This window comes from Pseudomonas sp. SED1 (genome assembly GCF_034044025.1).
GTDB lineage: Bacteria > Pseudomonadota > Gammaproteobacteria > Pseudomonadales > Pseudomonadaceae > Aquipseudomonas.
In genome coordinates, this window is sequence record NZ_JAXCIS010000202.1 from 103812 (window position 1) to 125764 (window position 21953).

The 21953-nt window shown below is 61.6% G+C and carries 21 protein-coding genes; 10 read left to right on the forward strand and 11 right to left on the reverse strand.

Annotated elements, in window-relative coordinates:
- Positions 1 to 147 precede the first annotated feature (147 nt).
- The 6 genes from SNL23_RS26115 (at position 148) to SNL23_RS26140 (ending at position 6270) form a co-directional block, all read left to right on the forward strand.
- Positions 148 to 666, forward strand: coding sequence for an RNA polymerase sigma factor (locus SNL23_RS26115; RefSeq protein ID WP_076017853.1), 519 nt, complete (start codon positions 148 to 150; stop codon positions 664 to 666).
- Positions 663 to 1640, forward strand: coding sequence for a FecR family protein (locus tag SNL23_RS26120; protein ID WP_318304068.1), 978 nt, complete (start codon positions 663 to 665; stop codon positions 1638 to 1640). The genes SNL23_RS26115 and SNL23_RS26120 overlap by 4 nt, the downstream gene beginning before the upstream one ends.
- A gap of 132 nt (positions 1641 to 1772) precedes the next feature.
- Positions 1773 to 4202: a TonB-dependent siderophore receptor gene (locus tag SNL23_RS26125; protein ID WP_318304069.1), complete on the forward strand. Its 2430-nt coding sequence runs from the start codon at positions 1773 to 1775 to the stop codon at positions 4200 to 4202.
- 62 nt (positions 4203 to 4264) lie between these two features.
- The gene (locus SNL23_RS26130) at positions 4265 to 5368 is read left to right on the forward strand and encodes a PepSY-associated TM helix domain-containing protein (protein ID WP_318304071.1); all 1104 of its coding nucleotides are present in this window, start codon (positions 4265 to 4267) and stop codon (positions 5366 to 5368) included.
- Complete coding sequence (locus SNL23_RS26135; RefSeq protein WP_167664150.1) at positions 5365 to 5541, forward strand: DUF4175 domain-containing protein; 177 nt, start codon at positions 5365 to 5367, stop codon at positions 5539 to 5541. The genes SNL23_RS26130 and SNL23_RS26135 overlap by 4 nt, the downstream gene beginning before the upstream one ends.
- A gap of 99 nt (positions 5542 to 5640) precedes the next feature.
- A complete protein-coding gene (locus tag SNL23_RS26140; RefSeq protein ID WP_318304072.1) occupies positions 5641 to 6270 on the forward strand; it encodes a glutathione S-transferase family protein in 630 nt (209 codons plus the stop codon).
- Positions 6271 to 6474: 204 nt separating this feature from the next.
- Here SNL23_RS26140 and creD read toward each other — a convergent pair whose 3' ends face one another.
- The 4 genes from creD to rloA2 are packed head-to-tail and all read right to left on the reverse strand — an operon-like array spanning position 6475 to position 10476.
- Positions 6475 to 7806 (reverse strand): cell envelope integrity protein CreD, encoded by a 1332-nt coding sequence (creD, locus tag SNL23_RS26145; protein ID WP_318304074.1) that lies wholly within the window; start codon positions 7804 to 7806, stop codon positions 6475 to 6477.
- A gap of 52 nt (positions 7807 to 7858) precedes the next feature.
- Positions 7859 to 9298, reverse strand: a complete 1440-nt coding sequence (creC, locus tag SNL23_RS26150; protein WP_318304075.1) for a two-component system sensor histidine kinase CreC — start codon at positions 9296 to 9298, stop codon at positions 7859 to 7861.
- Positions 9298 to 9966 carry a two-component system response regulator CreB gene (gene creB / locus SNL23_RS26155; RefSeq protein ID WP_076017845.1) on the reverse strand — a complete coding sequence of 223 codons (669 nt, stop codon included), beginning with the start codon at positions 9964 to 9966 and terminating at the stop codon, positions 9298 to 9300. The genes creC and creB overlap by 1 nt, the downstream gene beginning before the upstream one ends.
- Positions 9967 to 9975: 9 nt before the next feature.
- Positions 9976 to 10476 carry a retropepsin-like aspartic peptidase RloA2 gene (rloA2, locus tag SNL23_RS26160; protein WP_076017844.1) on the reverse strand — a complete coding sequence of 167 codons (501 nt, stop codon included), beginning with the start codon at positions 10474 to 10476 and terminating at the stop codon, positions 9976 to 9978.
- A 172-nt stretch (positions 10477 to 10648) separates the two neighbouring features.
- On the opposite strand from rloA2, the gene SNL23_RS26165 reads away from it, so the two are divergent.
- Positions 10649 to 11536, forward strand: coding sequence for an acyltransferase (locus tag SNL23_RS26165; protein ID WP_167664146.1), 888 nt, complete (start codon positions 10649 to 10651; stop codon positions 11534 to 11536).
- Here SNL23_RS26165 and SNL23_RS26170 read toward each other — a convergent pair.
- A complete protein-coding gene (locus SNL23_RS26170) occupies positions 11533 to 12102 on the reverse strand; it encodes a DUF2780 domain-containing protein (protein ID WP_076017842.1) in 570 nt (189 codons plus the stop codon). The genes SNL23_RS26165 and SNL23_RS26170 overlap by 4 nt on opposite strands.
- A gap of 153 nt (positions 12103 to 12255) precedes the next feature.
- Here SNL23_RS26170 and SNL23_RS26175 point away from each other — a divergent pair, with 153 nt between their 5' ends.
- The 3 genes from SNL23_RS26175 (at position 12256) to SNL23_RS26185 (ending at position 14108) form a co-directional block, all read left to right on the forward strand.
- Complete coding sequence (locus SNL23_RS26175) at positions 12256 to 12891, forward strand: sigma-70 family RNA polymerase sigma factor (protein WP_318304076.1); 636 nt, start codon at positions 12256 to 12258, stop codon at positions 12889 to 12891.
- Entirely contained in the window at positions 12888 to 13565 is a 678-nt protein-coding gene (locus tag SNL23_RS26180; RefSeq protein ID WP_167664145.1) for an anti-sigma factor, read from the forward strand. Before SNL23_RS26175 ends, SNL23_RS26180 begins: the two co-directional genes overlap by 4 nt.
- Positions 13566 to 13649: 84 nt before the next feature.
- On the forward strand, positions 13650 to 14108 hold the full coding sequence (locus SNL23_RS26185; protein WP_076017839.1) for an anti-sigma factor: 459 nt from the start codon (positions 13650 to 13652) through the stop codon (positions 14106 to 14108).
- A gap of 65 nt (positions 14109 to 14173) precedes the next feature.
- Here the strand turns inward: SNL23_RS26185 and fdhA are convergent, their stop codons facing one another.
- From fdhA to SNL23_RS26215, 6 genes are all read right to left on the reverse strand, one after another.
- The gene (gene fdhA, locus SNL23_RS26190; RefSeq protein WP_076017836.1) at positions 14174 to 15373 is read right to left on the reverse strand and encodes a formaldehyde dehydrogenase, glutathione-independent; all 1200 of its coding nucleotides are present in this window, start codon (positions 15371 to 15373) and stop codon (positions 14174 to 14176) included.
- A 184-nt stretch (positions 15374 to 15557) separates the two neighbouring features.
- Complete coding sequence (gene purU, locus SNL23_RS26195; RefSeq protein WP_076017835.1) at positions 15558 to 16415, reverse strand: formyltetrahydrofolate deformylase; 858 nt, start codon at positions 16413 to 16415, stop codon at positions 15558 to 15560.
- Between the two features lie 169 nt (positions 16416 to 16584).
- A complete protein-coding gene (locus SNL23_RS26200) occupies positions 16585 to 17217 on the reverse strand; it encodes a sarcosine oxidase subunit gamma (RefSeq protein ID WP_076017834.1) in 633 nt (210 codons plus the stop codon).
- 131 nt (positions 17218 to 17348) lie between these two features.
- Positions 17349 to 20366 (reverse strand): sarcosine oxidase subunit alpha, encoded by a 3018-nt coding sequence (locus SNL23_RS26205; RefSeq protein ID WP_318304077.1) that lies wholly within the window; start codon positions 20364 to 20366, stop codon positions 17349 to 17351.
- Positions 20363 to 20665, reverse strand: a complete 303-nt coding sequence (locus SNL23_RS26210; protein WP_076017832.1) for a sarcosine oxidase subunit delta — start codon at positions 20663 to 20665, stop codon at positions 20363 to 20365. The genes SNL23_RS26205 and SNL23_RS26210 overlap by 4 nt, the downstream gene beginning before the upstream one ends.
- Positions 20666 to 20680: 15 nt before the next feature.
- Positions 20681 to 21931 carry a sarcosine oxidase subunit beta gene (locus SNL23_RS26215; protein WP_010207084.1) on the reverse strand — a complete coding sequence of 417 codons (1251 nt, stop codon included), beginning with the start codon at positions 21929 to 21931 and terminating at the stop codon, positions 20681 to 20683.
- Between the last annotated feature and the right edge of the window lie 22 nt (positions 21932 to 21953).

Genomic DNA, 21953 nt, shown 5'->3' on the forward strand with positions numbered 1-21953 from the left:
GAGCAAGCTCCCTCGCCACAGTAAGCTGCATCATCATGATAGATATCATTACGCCGCCGCCCGACCAACGCCAATTGCACCCTTCCAACACCTCTGCCACAATCGCGAATAATTCTCGTTAGTTTAAACCTCCCGATCGGTGTCGCCTTGTCGTCAATCCAAAGTCCCCACAGTGAGCTTGTTGGCGCGTTGTACCGCGACCATCGCAGCTGGCTATTGGCGTGGCTGCGACGCAATATGGCCTGCCCCAGCCGTGCCGAAGACCTGAGCCAGGACACCTTCATGCGCCTGCTGGGCCGTGAAGAACTGCGCGAACCCCGCGAGCCGCGGGCCTTCCTGGTGGCCATCGCCAAGGGCCTGCTGTTCGACTACTTCCGCCGCGCCGCGCTGGAACAGGCTTACCTCACCGAGCTGATGCTGATCCCGGAAAGCGAGCACCCGTCACCGGAAGAGCAGCAACTGATCCTCGAAGACCTCAAGGCCATCGACCGCCTGCTGGGCAAACTCTCGAGCAAAGCCCGCGCGGCCTTCCTCTATAACCGCCTCGATGGCATGGGCCACGCCGAAATCGCCCAGCGCCTCGGGGTTTCCGTGCCTAGGGTGCGGCAATACCTGGCCCAAGGCATTCGCCAGTGCTACATCGCCCTGTATGGCGAGCCGCTGTGAGCCCGGTCAGCTCCAAGCCGGTCTCGGCACGGGTGCTCGACGCCGCCATTGCCTGGCAACTGTCCCTCGATTCGGGCGACGGCAGCGCCGTGGAACAGGAAGAATTCGCCAAATGGCTGGCCAGCAATGAAGAACACGCCCGGGCCTGGCGCCAACTGGGCATGCTCGATCAGCGTTTCAGCGTGGCCTCGGGCCCGGCCCGTGCGGCGTTATTGAGCTCGCGCGAAGGCATTCGCCGCCGCGTGCGCAAGTTCGGCAGCGGCCTGGCCAGTGTGGTGCTGGTGTGCGGCCTGGTGCTCTTCGCCGGCCAGCGCTACATGCCGCTCAACTATTGGCTGGCCGACCAGCGCACCGCCACCGGCGAACAGCGTACGCTGAAGCTGGCGGACGGTACGGTGATCAACCTCAACACCCACAGCGCTATCGACGTGCGCTTCGACGAGAAACGTCGAGTGATCGTGTTGCAGGAAGGCGAGATCCTCGTCGAGACCGGCCACAACGACGCCCGCCCGTTTTTTGTCGAAACCCGCGAAGGCAGCCTGCGCGCCTTGGGCACGCGGTTTATCGTCAAGCGCGAAGAGGAAGGCACGCGCCTCAGCGTGTTGCAGTCGGCCGTCGGCGCGCAGCCTGAGGCGTTGCATCAGGAGCAGGTCTTCAAGGAAGGCCAGCAGGTACTGATGCGCCGCGACGGCCTCGGCCCGATGCTGGCTGTCAGCCCCGGCACCGACGCCTGGACGCGCGGCATGCTGGTGGTAGACAACGCGCGCCTCGGTGATGTGATTGAGGAACTGAGCCGCTACCGCACCGGGTACCTGGGTGTGGATAAACAAGTGGCCGGCCTGCGGATCACCGGCAGCTTTCCGCTGCACGACACCAACCTGGCGCTGAATGCACTGCTGCCGACCTTGCCCGTGCAAATCGAGCAGCACACCCCATGGTGGGTCACCGTAAAGGCCAAGCCGCCCACGCAATAGCCGCTACGGAAAATAGCGCCTGGAGCCACCGATGCGGGCCAAATAGAAATTATTTTCATTCGGCCCTATCACTTTCTGCATCTCGTTCGGCACATAGGCAATTGAGAAATATTTCCATTCAGGAGCCGCCCTATGTCCCGCACCCTAGACACCTTGTTGCGCCCCAGCCTGTTAGCCGTGGCCATTGCCCTCAGCGCCCCGCTGGCCAGCACTCAGCTGATCGCCGCCGAACAGGCGTCCAGCGTGCGCGCGTACAACCTGCCGGCAGCGCCGCTGTCCACCACCCTGAACCAGATCGCCAGCCAGGCTGGTTTGGCGCTCACGCTGAATCCAGGGTTGGCGTCGGGCAAGACGTCCGCGCCGGTGAAAGGGCAATTCGATGCACAGGGCGCGTTGCGTGAAGCGTTGCGTGGGACCGGGCTGCAACTGGAGCAAAGCAGTGCGGGCACGTTCAGCCTGGTAGCGATTCCGGATGGGGTTGTGGCGTTGCCGGAGACCAGTATTACCGGGCAGGCGGATGCGGAAAGTGCGTGGGGGCCGGTGGAGGGTTACCTGGCGTCTCGTACCGCTGCCGGCACCAAGACCGATACTGCACTGGTTGAAGCCCCGCGTTCGATTTCCGTCGCCACTCGCCAGCAAATGCAGGACCGCAACGTCCAGAACCTGGATGACGCCGTCAAATACATGCCCGGCATCGTGTCCGCCAGCTACGGCAGTGACACCCGCTACGACTGGATGCGTGTTCGCGGCTTCGAACCTACCCAATTCCTCGACGGCCTGCCGCTGCCACGCGGCGTGTACGCCAACCCGAAAGCGGAAACCTGGAACCTCGACCGCCTCGCGCTGCTGCGTGGCCCAGCCTCATCGGTCTACGGCCAAACCCCGCCAGGCGGCCTGCTGGACATGGTCAGCCGACGTCCCAGCGCTGAATCGAGCAATGCTATCCAAGTGCAATACGGCAGCGACAACTACCGCCAGATCAACTTCGCCAGCACCGGCAAGATTGATGATGAAGGCCAGTTTCTCTACGGCCTCAGCGGCGTGGTGCGCGATGCCGGCACCCAGGTCGATCACATTGACAACCAGCGCTACAACATCGCCCCCAGCCTGACGTGGAACATCGACACCGACACCAAGCTGACTTTCCTGTCGCAGTTCACCCGTGACGATACCGGCGCCACCAGCCAGTTCCTGCCGATTGTCGGCACCAAGATCCACTCGCCACTGGGCGAAGTGTCACACCACAAGAACCTGGGTGACCCGGACTACGAGTACTACGACCGCACCTACTACGCACTGGGCTATGCCTTTGAGCATCGCTTCAACGACACCTGGCAGTTCAAGCAGAACCTGCGCTACACCAAGTCGGAGCTGGCTTTCCAGCAACTGACCGTGGGTTCCTACGGCTACTCGACCATTGATGCCGAGGGTAATACCAGCCGCGGGTCGACCAACGTGGACGAAAACATCGGCCAGTTCGCCGTCGACAACAATTTCCAGGCTGACTTCGCCACGGGCGACATCACCCACACCGTGCTGCTCGGCCTGGATCACCAGCGCACCGACACCTCGTACCTGTCGATCTTCGGTGATGGCGGAACGGTCAACCTCTACAACCCGGTCAACACCACACCGGTGGTGCGCCCGGCGCGCTCCACGGCCTATTACGACTACAACCAGAAAACCATCCAGACCGGCCTGTACGCCCAGGACCAGATGGCCTTGGACAAGTGGCGCCTGACATTGGGCGGTCGTGAAGACTGGGTGCACCAAGGCACCACGTACTTCAACAAAAACGATGCAACCAACACTGATCGCAGCAAGAACTTCAGTGGCAACGCCGCGCTGAGCTATGTGTTCGATTCGGGCTTCGTGCCGTACCTCTCCTACGCCGAATCGTTCCAGCCAGCGAGCAACGCCAGCGTCTCGCCGACCGAGTCGTACAAACCCACCGAAGGCAAGCAATGGGAACTGGGGGTCAAGTACCAGCCGCCCGGCTCAAATACCCTGCTGAGTGCGGCCGTCTACGACCTGACCCAAAAGAACGTGCTGGTTACCAGCTTCGGTGCCGGTGGCCAGTCGATCACCAACCAGACCGGCGAAGTGAAGGTCAAGGGACTGGAGCTGGAAGCCGTGTCTGACGTGACCGAGAACCTCAAGGTCATCGCTGCGTACACCTTGGCCAAATCCGAAGTTCAAAAAGGCCAATACAAAGGCAACCGCCTGCAACTGATGCCGAACCAGCAAGCGTCCCTGTGGACTGACTACACCTGGCACGCCGGTGTACTCGACGGCTTTGGTATTGGCGCGGGTGCCCGCTACACCGGCAACACCTATGGCGACCAAGGCAACACCTGGCTGGGCAAAGCCGATGCCTACACCGTGTTCGATGCCTCCGTGCATTACGACCTCGGCCGCCTGGACAACAGTCTCAAAGGTGCATCGCTGAAACTCAACGCCACCAACCTGTTCGACAAGGACTACATTTCCACCTGCGACGCTTCGTACTGCTACTACGGCGACCAACGCAGCGTGGTCGCCAGTGCCACCTACCAGTGGTAATCGACTGAGCTAACAACCAGGCCGCCCCTGTGGGCGGCTTCGGTGTGTCTGAAGGCTAGAAAATGAAAAGCAAAACCATCCGCCGCTGGTCCTTCATCCACACCTGGACCAGCCTCGTCTGCACCGTATTCCTACTGCTGCTCGCCCTCACCGGCCTGCCATTGATCTTCCACCACGAGATCGATCACCTGCTGGGCAACGAACCCGAACTGGCACACATGCCGGCTGACACCCCACAGCTGAACCTCGAACAACTGGTAGCCAAAGCCCAGGCCCATCGCCCCGGCGAAGCCATGCAATACCTGGCGTGGGACGAAGACGACAAGAACGGCGTGATCGCGATCATGGCCGCCACTGCCGGCACCGAACCCAATTCGTCCCATACCTTCATGCTCGACGCCCGCACCGGTGAAGCGGTGGAAACGCCGTCGGCCAACGGTGGGCTGACGATGTTCCTGCTGCGCCTGCACGTCGATATGTTCGCCGGGTTGCCGGGCAAGTTGCTGTTGGCGTTCATGGGCATTCTGTTTGTGCTGGCGATCATCTCCGGCACGGTGTTGTACCTGCCGTTCATGCGCCGGCTGAAATTCGCCACGGTGCGCCAGGACAAATCCACCCGCCTGCGCTGGCTCGACCTGCACAATCTGATCGGCGTGGTCACCCTGACCTGGGCGCTGGTGGTGGGCGTGACCGGCGTGATCAGCGCCTGCGCCGACCTGATCATCGCCGCCTGGCGTACCGACAGCCTCAGCGCGATGATCGAACCCTACAAAGACGCCCCGCCGCTGACCTTGCGCGCCCCCGCCGCCGACCTGCTGACGATCGCCGCCAAGGCCGCGCCGGGCATGGAGCCGGACTTTATCGCGTTCCCCGGCACGCGCTTTTCCAGCGAGCATCACTACGCGGTGTTCATGAAAGGCAGCACTCACCTGACCTCGCACCTGCTGACGCCGGTGTTGATCGACGCCAGCAACCTGCACGTCACTGCTATCGCCCAACGGCCGTGGTACATGGACGCCATGGGCATGTCCCAACCGCTGCACTTCGGTGACTACGGCGGCATGCCGATGAAGATTCTCTGGGCGGTGCTGGATGTGCTGACCATTATCGTTCTGGGCAGTGGCGTGTACCTGTGGCTGGTGCGGCGCAAGGCGGCCAAGTCATGAAGCCGCGGCAGTCGAATTTCTGGAAGGTGTTCGGTATCCCGCTGGCCATCGGGCTGCTGAGTGCTGCCGGGTTGTTTGCGGCGTTGCTGGGGGATGGGTTGTGGGATTCGTTGAGCTGGGTGGGGCTGGGCATTCCGGCTGCAATTGGGGTATGGGCCTTTTGTAGGCGCTAGCTTGCTCGCGAAAAACCTGAGAGCGCCGCGTTAAACCAGACGCGCTGCGTTATCGTTGACGCCTTTCGCGAGCAAGCTCGCTCCTACAGAGGAATGCCCATGTCCACCCCAAGCATGATGTTGTTCCACAACCCTGCCTCGCCGTTTGTTCGCAAAGTACGGGTGCTGCTGCACGAGACCGGCCAACTGGATCGCGTGACCTTGCACGCCTGCGTGCCGACGCCGGTCAAGCCCGATGCCGATGTAATCCTGGACAACGCGCTGGGCAAGATCCCCGCCCTGCGCCTGGCCGATGGCAACGTATTGCATGACAGCCGGGTGATCCTCGATTACTTCGACTATCAACATACCGGGACCCCGCTGATCCCCCGGAACGGCCCGGCCCGCTGGCGGCGCCTGACCCTGGCCTCGACCGCCGACGGCATCATGGATGCCGCCGTACTGGTGCGTTATGAAACCGCCATGCGCCCCGAGGAAAAACACTGGGACCTGTGGCTGGAAGGCCAGCGGGACAAGATCCGCCGCGCCCTCGACATGCTGGAACAGGACGCCATTGCCGAGCTGGCCGGGCCGTTTGATGTGGCGGCGATCAGCGTGGCGTGTGCACTGGCTTACCTGGACTTCCGCCACCCGGACATGCAGTGGCGGTCAAGCCATCCGAAGCTGGCGGCGTGGTATGCCGAGGTGAGTCAGCGGCCGTCGATGCTCCAGACCCAACCGCCTATTTAAAAGCCAAGCCACCCTTGTAGGAGCAAGCTTGCTCGCGAAAATCGCCAACGATAACGCAGCGCTTCTGGTTTAACGCGGCGCTCTCAGGTTCTTCGCGAGCAAGCTCGCTCCTACAGTGGGCGGCGGAATCGGTGAGAAAGCCGATAATCCTCGCCAGCAACTGCGCGCCCTCTCGCCGATCCTCACGCAAGCCCAGAGATCGACTCATCGCTTGCCCACCCCATACCAATCCAGCTTGCGGGTCAGCACCATCACCGTGCCCAACAACCCGAACAGCAGCAACGAACCCATCAACAACGCGTAATCCTCGGCACTCAGCAACCCGTACAGCAAGCCATACAACGCCGCCAACCCCGCAGAAAATCCCAGGCCATGGGCGACACTGCGCAGCACATGGCAGACGTAAAAACCAATCAGCACCACACAGGCAGTCGCCGATATCAGATACGCCGGGGCAAACCCGATGTGCTCCGACAACGACAACAGCAGCAGGTAGAAAAACGCCAGGGCAACCCCCACCAATGCGTACTGGATCGGGTGCACCGCCAGGCTCTTGAGCACCTCGAACAGAAAGAAACCGGCAAACGTCAGGGCGATAAACAACAGCGCATATTTGATCGCCCGGTCGCTCTTGAGGTACTGGTCCACCGGGTCGATAAAGCTCACGCCGAATCTGCGCCCATTGAAGTCGTCACACACCTGGTCCCACGAGCAGCCGCGCATGGTTTCTTCCAGGTTGGTGGAGAAAAATGTGGTCTGCCAATTGGCGGAAAAGCCTTGAGCGGTGACCTCGCGCTGGGACGGCAGGAAGTTGCCGATAAAGCTCGGGTGCGGCCAGTTGGACGCCAGCTTGACCTGGCTGGTCTTGCCCACCGGCACCACTTGCAGTTGCTCGGTGCCTTGCAGGCGCAGGTCAAAGGCGAAGTCAAAGGGTGCCGGCTTCTTGCTGTCCTGCTCGGGCAGCATCACGTGTACGCCCTCCCCCAGCCATGCCACTTGAGTGCCCGGCGAAAACTCCAGTTGCTGACTGCCCAGCTCCAGCTTCAGCGCGTTTTCGATGCCGCGAATGTCACTGATACCCACCGCCAGATACGCCGGGTCAAACCGGTAATCGGCAAAATCTTCCTTGATACCCAATTGCTCCGGCAATACAAAGCGCCCGCTGATCCGGCTGTCGGCGTGGAACCGCCGCGCCTGGTAAATGCCCCGGGAGCGCACTTCGGTTTGCACCTGCCCGTCGAGGGCAAATAGCTCCGGCAGGAAATACAGACGACCGCGCACCTCACGGGTTTCTTCGTAGCGTTTATTGAGCTTTTCATTGAGCTTCCACTCCCTGACGGTCTTGCGATAAGGCACCACCATCACCGGGCCGTTGAGGAGCTGGCTGTAGCTGGAGCTACGGGCGATGTCCTGCAAGACATCGTCGCGCAACTGCTGACGGTCGGTAATCACCCCGTGGATCATCAGCAACGGAATCAACAACAGCACCACCAGCAGCGCGATGGTGCCCAGTTTGAAAAGCAGATTGCGGTTCATGAAGCTCTCCCTGTTTTGATGGGGGAGAGTCTGGCGGGCGCTTAAGGGGACTTTATGAAGGGAATGTGGAGACTGTGTGGAGATGCAGTTTCACCTGCACGCCACCGGGTACGTTGCCGATCTGCAGTGAGCCGCCGTGCAGCTTCATCACCTCTTCGACAAAATTGAGCCCGAGGCCGGTGCTCTTGCGCCCGCTGGACGGGCGCGGCAGGGAATAGAAGCGCTCGCTGAGGCGCGGCAAGGCGTATTCGGGAATCGGCTCGGCCTGGTTGAACAGGATGAATTCGATGCCGTCACTCAAGGCCTTGGCGCTGAACCGCAAGGCGCCACCGGGCGGGGTGAAATCCAGGGCGTTTTCCAGCAGATTTCCCAGGGCCTGGCGCAACAGGAACGGCTCGCCGTACACCTGCACATCCGCCGCAATCGCCTGCTCAACCTGCAACCCGGCACCTTCGATGCGCGCGCATTGAGCCTTGAGCACTTCGCTCACCAGCACTGCCAGCGACAAGCTGCTCTGGTCTTCAAGTCCCTGGCGCTGCTCAACCTGAGCCAGGTTCAGCAGGCGTTCGATCAACTGCTGCAAGCGCGCACTTTCACTGTCGATATTGCCCACGAAACGCTGCTGCTGATCCCGGGACATGTCGCCCTGTAACAGCTCCGCCGCCCCGCGAATCGCCGCCAGCGGGCTTTTAAGTTCGTGGGTCAGGGTGTGCACATAACGCTCGACGTACGCCTTGCCTTCCAGCTGGGTGCGCATGTGCTCCACCGCAGTAGAAAGCTGCTCCAGCTCACCGCCGCGATAGTGCGGCAACTCGGCACGCCGGCCTTCGCTGACTGCCTGGGCATATGCCGTGAGCCGGCGCAGCGCGACACTCAACCACCACGACAACAACGCGCCAAACAACAGGCCGAGGCCAACCAGCCCGGCGCCGTACCACAGCAGCCGGTTTTCGGTGCGGTCCACGTAGGGCTGCAATGAGCTGTTGGGCTTGGCGACGGTGACCACGCCAATAATCTGCCCGTTATCGCGGATCGGCGCGCCGACGTGCATCACCGATGAAGCGGGGTCGTCCAGTTCACTGCGGGTCGAGCGCGCACCGTATTCGCCGCGCAGGGTCAGGTACACGTCATTCCACTTCGAGTAATCCTCGCCCACGGCCTCGCCGGTGGAGTCCAGCAACACGATGCCCTTGGCGTCGGTGACGTAGATGCGGTGGTTGACCTGGTTTTTCGGCAGGCCCCAAATGTTGGCGCCGGGCTGGCGTTCGCCGTAGGCCTTGAGCAGCTCGGGCCAATGGCTCTGGCCGAGGGTGCCGTTCTTCACATCCTCGCGCAGGATTTCCGCCAGCAGGTTGGCGGTGTCCACCAGGGTTTCCTCGGTGGACTGGCGCACACCGGGGCGGATTTCCTTCATCACGGTGCTGAGTACGAAATAGCCGGTCAGGCCGATAAACAGCGCATAGACCAGGAAGAACCGGATCCCCAGGCGCATCAGCTGTTGCCCGGGCTGTAGCTGTAGCCAAGGCCGCGATGGGTCTGGATCGGTTCAGACTCAGGCGCCACCGTGCGCAATTTGCTGCGAACACTTTTGATATGGCTGTCGATATTGCGCTCGTAGCCTGCATCGGCCGCCACGCCCACCGCATCCAAAAGTTGCTCGCGGCTGAACACCCGCTCGGGTTGCTCCAACAAGCTTTGCAGCAAGCGAAATTCATGGCGCGTAAGGTTAAGCGGCTGCCCGCGATAACTGATCTGCATACGCTCCAGGTCCACCTGGAACACGGCCGGAGCCACACCGGGGCCAACCCGCTTGAGGATCGCCCGAACCCGGGCTGCCACTTCGCGCGGGCTGAACGGCTTGACCACATAGTCGTCAGCGCCGATCTCCAGGCCCACCACGCGGTCGATCTCGCCGTCCCGGGCGCTGAGGAACATCACCGGCACTTCGCTGAAGCGCCGCAGTTGTTTGCAGGTTTCAAAGCCGGTGATATCCGGCAGGCCGATGTCGAGGATGATCAGGTCGGCCGGGGTTTGCCGCTGATGGGCCAGCGCCGCCTGGCCGAGGCTCAGCCAGGTGGTGGTGAAGCCCTCGCCTTGCAGGGCAAAAATCAGCGTGTCGGCGATAGCCGCTTCGTCTTCGACAATCAGGATATGCGCCATGGTGGTCAGTCAGCAGTCCGGTTTGTCCGCAGTGTAACGGCGAGCCGGGTTTACCGCAGCGCCGAATTCACGCAGGGCCTTGGCGCCGATCAGCAGCGGATAGTTGAAGCTGCTGCGGTCGGTGAGGTTGACCTCGACGGTGCGCTTGACGTTGCCCAGGCACATTTCCAGGTCGATCACCGGGCGCTTGGCCACGGTGGCTTCGTCCTTGTCGTCATCTTCGTCGGCACGGCTTTTGATTTTGCTGATGCGCGACACCTTGTGCTCGTAGACCTTGTTGGTGGCGTCCTTGCCGCCGAGGCGGAAGCGCACCCAGTCGTCGCCATCACGGGTGAAGGTTTCGATGTCCCGGGCCGACAGCGAGGCGGTCAGCGCGCCGGTGTCCATCTTGGCCTTGAAGGTCTCGCCGATTTCCGGCAGTTGGATGTATTCGTAGCGACCGTAGAGGGTCGGCTCGGCAGCCATGACAGGCAAGGCCACGAGTGCTAGCAGGGCAAGGATGGATTTCACGTAGGAGGTTTCCTTGAAATAGATGGGCCAATTCTAGACTGCAAAAACGCCGCTTAGTTAGATCACAGAGCATACCCAGCCCGCTGTGAAACATTCGTCAGCTTATTTGCGATTTGGCCTCTAGCCCCAAGCTGCTTATCATGGCGGGCCAAAATGATTCCAAGAGTTACTTATGCGCCGCCTGCTCACCGGCTGTTTCGTCACATTGCTGCTATTGCTCAACACCTTGGTGCTGTTCGGGCCGTTGATGGTGTTTGCCCTGCTCAAGCTGGTGGCGCCCGGTCGCTTGCGCGACTACGCCTCCTGGGCCGTCATGTGGATCGCCGAAACCTGGGCCGAGATCGACAAGCTGATCTTCGCCCTGTGCATCCCCACCCAATGGGACATTCGCGGCGGCGGCGACCTGCGAAGCGACACGTCCTACCTGGTGATCAGCAACCACCAATCCTGGGTCGACATCCCCGCACTGATCCAGGCCCTCAACCGGCGCACGCCGTTCTTCAAGTTCTTCCTGAAAAAGGAACTGATCTGGGTACCCTTCCTGGGCCTGGCCTGGTGGGCGCTGGATTACCCGTTCATGAAGCGCTACACCAAGGCATTCCTGGCCAAGCACCCGGAGCTGGCAGGCCAGGACCTGAAGATCACCAAGGAGGCCTGTGAGCTGTTCAAGCGCCAGCCGGTCACGGTGGTGAATTACCTGGAAGGCACGCGGTTCACCCCGGCCAAGCGCAAACAGCAGGATTCACCCTTCCAGCGCCTGCTCAAACCCAAGGCGGGTGGCGTGGCGTTCGTGCTCGCGGCGTTGGGTGAACAGCTGGATGCGGTGCTCGACGTCACCGTGGTTTATCCACAGGAAAACATTCCGGGCTTCTGGGACTTGATCAGTGGCGCAGTGCCGAAGGTGATCGTGGATATCCGCACCCGTGAACTGGATCCGGTGTTGTGGCGGGGGGATTACGAAAACGATCCGGCGTTTCGCCAGACCGTCCAGAACTGGGTCAACCAGCTCTGGAAGGAGAAGGATGCGCGCATCGCCCAACTGCGCGCAGAGCGGTCTTAGCCGCCAGTGCCCCAGGCCGAAGCCAGTTTGCCCAGCACCGACTCGCTGGCGCCTTGGCCGCCCAGGTATTTCAGGATAACCGGGGCAAACTGACCAACCATCCCACTGTCCATGCCCAGCGCACTGAACGCGGTGTTCAGGTCGTTGGTGTTCTTAACGTTACCCAGCACGCCGTCCAGACCCGAAGTCTTGCTGCCGCCGCTCTGGCCGAGCATGCCGCTCAGGGCGCCAAGGCTGCCCAGGGAGTTGCTGCCGGAGAGCTTGTCCAACCCAGGTACGCTCTGGGTCAGTTGCGAGTAATCACCGCCACCCAATTTATTCTTGGCCAGGCCCAGCATCGCGCCGGTACCGCCGACGGCCTGCTCTGGGGTCACGTTCAGTTGCGAGGTCAGGGCGCCCAGCAAGCCGGCGGTCTGTGAGGTCGGCGCAGCCGCTGCTGCCTTGTCGCCACCCTGTGCGCCTGAAACGGCATTGGCTACGTCGCCTAGGCTGAAACCTGCCGCAAACACCGGGCTGGCCGCCACGGTCAACAGGCAGGACAGGGCAAAACCGCGTGAAATCTTCATCAAGACAACCTCTGAAAGTAAGCGCTAAAAGCAGGGGTTTGACTGGGTGTTACGAAAGATTGTTCCCACCTCACAGATTAGTTCAGAAAACCACTGCATCCGAACTGCCCTGCGCTGCGTATATCCACCACGAGTCGCGCGGAGGTAGATGGAATGAATGCCCAAGCTGGACTAACCTCAGCCTGCCCTCTTTACCGTGCGCCGTCACATCGCCCTGATGCAAGCGCCTGGAGAAGCCCCATTTCGACCCTCGATGCAGATCAGCTACGGCAATTGCTGGCCCAGTGCTCCCTGGGTAACCGCCAGGCGTTCGAAACGCTCTACCGCAGCGTTTCCCCGCGTTTGCACGGTGTCGCCCTGCGGTTCATGGGTCGCCGGGACCTGGCTGAAGAAGTCTTGCAGGAAAGCTTCGTGCGCATCTGGTTCAACGCCTCGCGGTATGAAGCCCACTTGTCGGCGCCGCTGACCTGGATGATCAACATCACCCGCAACCTGGCCATCGACCAGTTACGCAAACACCGCGAACAACCCTTGGGCGACGGCCAGCAAGATGCCATGGCCGACGAAAGCCCCAGCGCTCATGAATTGCTCGACAGCGAGCGCGAAGCCCACGCCCTGAACCGCTGCCTCGACGGCCTCGAAGGCATGCAGCGTCAATCGATCACCGTGGCTTACTTCCAGGGCTTGTCCTGCTCGGAGTTGGCCGACCACTTGGCCGCGCCGCTGGGCTCGGTCAAATCCTGGATTCGCCGCGGCATGGAGCGCTTGCGCAGGTGCCTTGAATCATGAACTACCAGACCACCTCCCTGCGCCGCGCCCTCGCGGCTGACTACGCCATCGGGCTGATGCCTGCCACCGCCCGTCGGCGCTTTGACGCACTGTTGCTGGACGATGCAGCGCTGCGCGTTGAGCTGGGACACTGGCAGGACGCCCTCGCCAGCCTCACCGGGCCGCTGCCTGAACGGCCGGTGCCGGATCACGTGTGGGAAGGCATCAAGGCACGCATTGAACCGCAAGTGCTGCATATGCCAGCGAAGAAGCCGTTCTGGATGAACCTGCGGTTGCTGGTGGTGGCGTGCGGGGTGGTGATCGTGGTGTTGGTGGGTGTGTTGTACCAGCGCGATCTTGGGGTGGAATACAACGCCACCCTGGTTGCGGCTAACCAGCAGCCTGCGCTGAAGATCCAGGCCTATGCGGACCATCTGCAGGTTGAACCGCTGGCCTTGGCGGCCGTGGAACCCGCTCGGGACCTGGAGCTGTGGGCAATTCCCAAGGGCGGCAAACCGATCTCTCTCGGGCTGGTGCCGGTCTCGGGTAAAGGCCGGATCCAGTTGAGCAAAGAACACCAGGCGCTCCTGACGGCGCCGCTGACGCTGGCAGTGAGCCTTGAGCCCCAAGGTGGTTCGCCGACCGGACAACCCACCGGGCCGGTGCTGTATCAGGGCCAATTGGCATCACTCTGATTCGAGGCCCAAGGCGGCGGTTGAGGAACCGATCGCCGTTACTTGGGTCCATGAAAGACTACAAAACATGTCAGGAAGAGCCAAATGACTGCAATCAACCCCCAAGTGATTGAGCACAAGCCTTCATTTTGGAGCCGCCCGCGCCTGTTCGTCGGCGCTTGTTTGGTGGTAGTCGCCGGTGTCGGCGGCGCGCTTTATACCCAGGACAGCGTCAAGTCTGCCGCACTGCTGGTGAACACCACCCAGCAACCAGCCGCGCAGATCGTGGCCCACAAGGATTACCTCGAAGTGCAGCCAATTGCGGCCACCGCACCGGCCCCGGACCAAAGCCTGGAGCTGTGGGCCGTCCCGGCTGACGGTACGCCGGTGTCACTGGGCCTGTTGCCGGAAGACGGCAAAGGCATTATTGGCATCAACCCGCGCCAGCAGGAGTCGATCAGCAAACCGGTGACGCTGATGGTCAGTTCGGAAACCAAGGGCGGCTCGGTAACCAAGCAGCCGACGGGGCCAACGGTGTATCAGGGGGCTTTGGCGATTCGCTGAGTGACCCACCCAACCGCAGATGCAAAAAAGGCGACCCCAGGGTCGCCTTTTTATTTGCACGCGATTTAAGCCGCGCTGAACAACTTGTGCGGATCGATCACAAACTTCTTCGGCACACCCGCATCGAACTCGCCGTAGCCACGTGGCGCGTCATCCAGGCTGATGACTTCCACGCCCACAATGTCGGCAATCTTGATGCGGTCCCACATGATCGCCTGCATCAGCTGACGGTTGTACTTCATCACCGGCGTCTGCCCGGTGTGGAAGCTGTGGGACTTGGCCCAACCCAGGCCAAAGCGGATGCTCAGGCTGCCCATTTTCGCGGCAGCATCCACCGCACCCGGGTCTTCAGTCACATACAGGCCCGGGATGCCGATTTTGCCGGCTACCCGCACCACGCCCATCAATGAGTTGAGCACGGTGGCCGGAGCCTCGTGCTTAACGCCGTCATGCCCGTGGCCCCGTGCTTCAAAGCCCACCGCATCCACCGCGCAATCCACTTCCGGCTCGCCCAGCAGTGCGGCGATTTGTTCGTGCAGTGGGGTGTCGGTGGACAGGTCGGCGATTTCAAAACCCTGGGCCTTGGCGTGGGCCAGGCGGATCGGGTTGACGTCGCCGATGATCACTACCGCAGCGCCCAATAGACGTGCTGAAGCGGCCGCAGCCAGGCCGACCGGGCCGGCACCGGCAATGTAGACCGTGCTGCCTGGACCAACGCCCGCAGTGACCGCACCGTGGTAGCCGGTCGGGAGAATGTCGGAGAGGCACGTCAGGTCACGGATTTTCTCCATGGCCTTGTCGCGGTCCGGCAGTTTCAGCAGGTTGAAATCGGCGTAAGGCACCAACACGTATTCGGCTTGGCCGCCGGTCCAATCGCCCATATCGACGTAGCCATAAGCACCGCCCGGACGGGCCGGGTTGACGCTCAGGCACACACCGGTGTGTTGTTCTTTGCAGGAGCGGCAGAGGCCGCAGGCAACGTTGAACGGTACCGAGACCAGGTCGCCGATTTTCAGGTTTTCGACGCCGCTGCCCTTCTCGATCACTTCACCGGTGATTTCGTGGCCCAGGACCAGGCCGGTCTGGGCAGTGGTACGGCCGCGCACCATGTGTTGGTCGGAGCCGCAGATGTTGGTGGAAACCACGCGCAGGATGACGCCGTGCTCAATCTTCCTGCCACGGGGGTCCTGCATTTTGGGATAGTCGATTTTCTGTACTTCGACCTTGCCGTTGCCGAGATACACGACACCACGATTACCAGACATGCTTTCACCTCGCTGTTGTTTTTATGAAACCGCGTTGCCCAGGCAGGCAGCGCGTTAAAGTGCTCGGGTACAGATGCTGTTTTTGCGTTGTTAGTAAGGGCCTCTTCGCGAGCAAGCCCGCTCCCACATTTGAATGTATTCACACATCAAAATGTGGGAGCGGGCTTGCTCGCGAAGGCGTCCATCAGAGCACCACTGTTCGATTGGCGTTCAGAAACACCCGCCGCTCAATGTGATACCCCACGGCCCGGGCCAGGGTCAGGCCTTCGATATCCCGCCCCTTGGCAATCAAATCTTCCGGATAGTGACTGTGGTCCACCACCTCCACGCCCTGGGCGATGATCGGGCCTTCGTCCAAATCGTTGTTGATGTAATGCGCGGTGGCGCCCACCAGTTTCACGCCCTTGTTGTAGGCCTGGTGATACGGCTTGGCGCCCTTGAAACCGGGCAGCAGGGAGTGGTGGATGTTGATGGCTTTACCATCGAGCTTGCGGCACAACTCCGGCGACAGCACTTGCATGTAGCGCGCAAGGATCACCAGCTCGGCGCCCGACTCTTCGATCACCTGCCACACCTTGCGCTCCTGCGACGGCTTGTCGTTGGGGTCCAGGGGAAAGTGGTAATAGGGAATCTGGTGCCAGTCGGCCAGGGGCTTGAGGTCCGGGTGGTTGGAGACCACGGCGACCACGTCCATCGACAGTTGGCCGATGCGCTGGCGGTAGAGCAAATCGTTGAGGCAGTGATCGGCCTTGGAGACCATGATCACCACTTTCGGCCGGTAGTTCGGCGCGGTCAGTTCGAAGATCATGCCGAACGCTTCACCGCGGGTGGCCAGGCCATCGCGGAAGCCTTGTTCGTCAAAACCGTCGGGCTGGCGAAACTCCACGCGGATGAAGAAACGGCCCGAAAGCCGGTCATCAAACGAGTGGTGTTCTGTGACGTAGCAGCCCTGCTCGAACAGATAGCGGGTCACCGCGTCCACCGTGCCGAGCACGCTGGGGCAGTCGGCGGTCAAAATCCATGTATCGGGTACGCGGCTCATATTCGAATCCTCAGGCCTTTGTGGCGAGGGGGCTTGTCCCCCGTTGGGCTGCGAAGCAGCCCCAAAACCTGCCATTCGGTTGTTTTCAGAAAAAATGCGCTGACCTTATTGGGACCGCTGCGCGCTCCAACGGGGGACAAGCCCCCTCGCCACAACACCGTTCACTCCATCAAGCTTCCACGCTTAAACCATACTCAGCCGCCGCGTCCTGCAACCACAGCCACCAGTAATCCGAGAAGCTGCGACGAATCAACAGCTCCCAGGTGTCTTCAGCAGTATGACGAATCACCAGTTGCGACTTGGCGAACACCGTACCCACGGCCTTGCCCACCGGGAAGCTGTCGGGGTGTACGTCGTAGCTGGTGGATTTCATCAGCACGTCACGCACGTTGGGGCCGCTGAGTTCCAGAATCTGCTGGCCGCCGCTGACGTTGACGATCTGGATATGCAAATCCCCCAGTGCCTCACGCAGGCTTTTCTCCGCGGCGAACTCTTCACCGCTCGGCACCACCAGCAGCCACTCATCCGGGCCCAGCCATTGCAGGCTGGTTTCACCCTTGACGATCACTGCCAGGGCGCCGGGCAATTCGATGCCCAGGGCCTTATGCACGCCGGCGGCGAAGGCGGCGTCATGGCCATCGCCACGAATGGTCAGGTGGCCGAGGAGTTTCTTTTCACGCACGGTCACGCCGGCGTTCTTGCGGCCCTTGCCTACCAGGCTGGCGAGGTCGGCATGGTGCAGCGACGACTCGGCCTTGGCTCCGGAGGTGGGGCGTTGCTGGTAAACATTGGCTGCTGTCATAAAGCACCTTTCTGAATTCTGTGGTGAATCTACTGGCGCCATCGCGGGCAAGCCCGGCTCCCACATTTTTAAATTGCGAATACCTTCAAATGTGGGAGCTGGCTTGCCTGCGATGCAGGCGACTCGGTCTGTCAGATGTTCTGGCGGTCGCCTTTAGGGTCAAAGAACACCGAAGAAACAATCTCCGCCTCGATCACGCTGCCATCCGCCAACGGGGCAAACACCCGCTCGCCGATGCGCTTCAAGCCGCCCTTCACCACGCCCATCGCAAACGAATAACCGAGGGAGTTGTGGGCATAACTGGAGGTGACGTGGCCGACCATCTTCATCGGGATCGTCTGCTTGGTGTCGAACACCAGTTGCGCGCCTTCCGGCAGCCACACGTTCGGGTCAATCGGCTTGAGTCCGACAAGCTGCTTGCGGTCTTCACGCACACAATCTTCGCGATTCATCCCGCGCCAGCCGAGCCACGAGAACGGTTTGGTGCGGCCTACACACCAGCCCATGTTCAGGTCGTCCGGGGTCATCGAGCCGTCGGTATCCTGGCCAACGATGATGAAACCCTTCTCGGCCCGCAGCACGTGCATGGTTTCGGTGCCATAAGGCGTCAGGTTGTACTTTTTACCAGCCTCGACGATTGTCTCGAGCACGCCCATGGCGTAGTCGGCCTGCACGTTGACTTCGTACGACAGCTCACCGGTAAACGAAATCCGGAACACCCGCGCCGGCACGCCGCCTACCAGGCCTTCTTTCCAGGTCATGAACGGGAAGCTGTCCTTGTCCAGGTCGATGTCGGTGACTTCGCTCAACAGCTTGCGGCTGTTGGGGCCGGACAAGGTCATGGTTGCCCAGTGATCGGTGACCGAGGTGAAGTACACCTTGAGGTCTGGCCATTCAGTCTGCTGGTAGATTTCCAGCCACTGCAGTACGCGTGCTGCGCCGCCGGTGGTGGTGGTCATCAGGAAGTGATTGTCGGCGAGGCAGGCGGTGACGCCATCGTCGAAGACCATGCCGTCTTCCTTGCACATCAGGCCGTAGCGGGCCTTGCCCACGTCGAGCTTGGTCCAGGCGTTGCTGTAGATGCGGTTGAGGAACTCGCGGGCATCCGGGCCCTGAATGTCGATCTTGCCGAGGGTGGACGCGTCCAGCAGGCCGACGCTGTCGCGCACGGCCAGGCATTCGCGTTTCACGGCGGCGTGCAGGTCTTCACCGTTGCGCGGGAAATACCACGGGCGCTTCCACTGGCCGACGTCTTCAAACTCGGCGCCGTTTTTCACGTGCCAGGCTTGCAGCGCGGTGTAGCGCACCGGCTCGAAGATGTGCCCACAGTGACGGCCAGCTACTGCGCCGAACGTCACCGGCGTGTAGTTGGGACGGAACATGGTGGTGCCCATCTGCGGGATGGTCACGTTCAGCGAACGGGCCGCGATGGCCAGGCCGTTGACGTTGCCGAGCTTGCCCTGGTCGGTGCCGAAGCCCAATGCGGTGTAGCGTTTGACGTGCTCTACCGACTCGAAACCTTCGCGGGTGGCGAGTTCGATGGCGGCGGCGGTGACGTCGTTTTGCAGGTCGACAAATTGCTTCGGCGCCCGTGCGGTAGCTTTCTCGTGAGGCACCTGGAACAGCGCCAGGGTCGGCTCTTCCAGACGGCTCAAGGCTTTGGGCAGCGTGCCTTCCACCGGCGCGAAACCGGCGTCGCTGGCTGCGCGCACGCCACCTTCAAAACCGTCGGCCAGGGAGTCGCCGAGGCCATAGACGCCATTGATACCACCGACGCACACGCGTTTCTGCGGTGCTTCGCCCGGTACAAAACCGAGGATGTCTTCACGCCAGGTCGGCTTGCCGCCCAAGTGTGAGGCCAGGTGAACCACCGGACTGTAGCCGCCGGAGCTGGCGACCAGGTCGCAGTCCAGCCATTCGCCGGGGCTGGTGACCTTGTGGGCTTTGACATCGATGGCGGCCACGCGGGCGCCAGTGACGTGCTTGCTGCCACGGGCCTCGATCACGGCGCTGCCGGTGAGGATGCGGATGCCTTTGGCACGCGCCTCTTCAACCAGTGCACCGCGCGGGTTGTGGCGCGCATCGGCCACAGCCACCACGGAGAGTCCAGCATCAAACCAGTCCAGTGCAACGCGGTAGGCGTGATCGTTGTTGGTCGACAGCACCAGTTTTTTACCCGGCGCCACGCCGTAGCGGCGCACATAAGTGGAGACCGCACCGGCCAGCATGTTTCCCGGCACGTCGTTGTTGCCGTACACCAGCGGACGTTCACACGCGCCGGTCGCCAGCACCACACGCTTGGCGCGAACCCGGTGAATACGCTGACGCACCTGGCCAATCGGCGCACGGTCACCGAGGTGGTCGGTAAGGCGCTCGTGAATGGTCAGGAAGTTATGGTCGTGGTAGCCGTTGACCGTAGCGCGAGGCAGCAGCACCACGTCCGGCAGGGATTTCAGTTCAGCAATAACACTGGCAACCCACTCGGCCGCCGGCTTGCCATCGAGGCTTTCACGGGAGTCCAGCAAGGAACCGCCGAACTCTTCCTGCTCGTCCGCGATGATCACCCGAGCGCCACTGCGGGCAGCGGCCAATGCAGCCGACAGGCCGGCAGGGCCAGCGCCCACAATCAGCACGTCGCAATGACGGTTCATGTAGTCGTAGGTGTCCGGATCGTTCTCGGTCGGGGAGCGGCCAAGACCAGCGGCCTTACGGATGTACTTCTCGTAAGTCATCCAGAACGATTGCGGGTACATGAAGGTTTTGTAGTAGAAACCCGGTGGCATCAGCTTGCCGCCGACCTTGCCGAGAATGCCCATCATGTCGTTGTTCACGCTCGGCCAGCCGTTGGTGCTGGTGGCGACCAAACCCTGGTACAGCGCCTGTTGCGTGGCACGCACGTTAGGGATTTGCGTGGCTTCGGTAGCGCCGATCTGCAACACCGCATTCGGCTCTTCGGCACCGGCGGCAAAGATGCCGCGCGGGCGGGAATACTTGAAGCTGCGACCGATGATGTCGACGCCGTTGGCCAGCAGTGCGGCGGCCAATGTATCGCCTTCAAAGCCTTTGTAGCTCTGGCCGTTGAAGGTAAAGCTCAGGGCTTTGTTACGGTCGATGCGGCCACCGTTGGACAGGCGATTGATCTGGCTCATACCTTCTCTCCAGAAGCCTTGGCGGTGAATTGCGGCTTGCTGCCAATCTTGTAGGTTTCAAGAATTTCGTAAGTCACGGTGTCGCGGGTCGCGTTGAAATACTGGCGGCAACCGGCGGCGTGAATCCACAGTTCGTGGTGCAGGCCGCGCGGGTTGTCGCGGAAGAACATGTAGTCGCCCCACTGCTCGTCGGTGCAGGTGTTCGGGTCCAGCGGGCGCGGGATGTGCGCTTGGCCGGACGCGTGGAATTCCTCTTCGGAGCGCAGTTCGCCACAGTGAGGACAGAAGATATGCAACATAGGGAATTTCTCCTGTTAGTGGGCGACGGCCGCAGCGCCGTGTTCGTCGATCAGTGCACCGTTGTGGAAACGGTCGATGGAGAATGGAGCAGCCAATGGGTGCATTTCACCCTTGGCTAGGCTGGCGGCAAATACGTTGCCTGAGCCTGGAGTGGCCTTGAAGCCACCGGTGCCCCAACCGCAGTTGAAGAACATGTTCGGGACCGGGGTCTTGGAGATGATCGGGCACGCGTCCGGCGTGGTGTCGACGATGCCGCCCCACTGGCGGTTCATGCGCACGCGGGACAGCACCGGGAACATCTCGACGATGGCCTGGATGGTGTGTTCGATCACCGGGTACGAGCCGCGCTGGCCATAGCCGTTGTAGCCGTCGATACCGGCGCCAATCACCAGGTCGCCCTTGTCGGACTGGCTGATGTAGCCGTGCACGGCGTTGGACATGATCACGCTGTCGATGATGGGTTTGATCGGCTCCGACACCAACGCTTGCAGCGGGTGGGATTCGATTGGCAGGCGGAAGCCCGCCAGCGAAGCCATGTGGCCGGAGTTACCGGCCGTCACCACGCCGACGCGCTTGGCGCCGATGAAGCCTTTGTTGGTTTCCACGCCGATGCACACGCCGTTTTCCTTGCGGAAACCGATGACTTCGGTCTGTTGGATCAGGTCCACGCCCAGTGCGTCAGCGGCGCGGGCAAAGCCCCAGGCCACGGCATCGTGACGGGCGACGCCGCCGCGACGTTGCACGGTGGCGCCGAGTACTGGGTAGCGGGTGTTCTTGGAGCAGTCGAGGTACGGAATCTCGTCGGCCACTTGTTTGGCGTTGAGCAGTTCACCGTCCACGCCATTGAGGCGGTTGGCGCTGACGCGACGCTCGGAGTCACGAATGTCTTGCAGGGTGTGGCACAGGTTGTAGACGCCACGCTGGGAGAACATCACGTTGTAGTTCAGGTCCTGAGACAAACCTTCCCAAAGTTTCATCGCGTGTTCGTACAGGTGCGCCGATTCGTCCCACAGGTAGTTGGAACGCACGATGGTGGTGTTGCGCGCGGTGTTACCGCCGCCCAGCCAGCCTTTCTCGACCACGGCCACGTTGGTGATGCCGTGTTCTTTGGCCAGGTAGTAAGCGGTTGCCAGACCATGCCCGCCGCCGCCGACGATGACCACGTCGTAGACCTTTTTAGGGGTGGGCGTGCGCCACATTTTCTGCCAGTTTTCGTGGTGGCTGAGTGAGTGCTTGAAGAGGCCGAAGCCCGAGTAGCGTTGCATAGTCATTACTCCAAAACCGCGC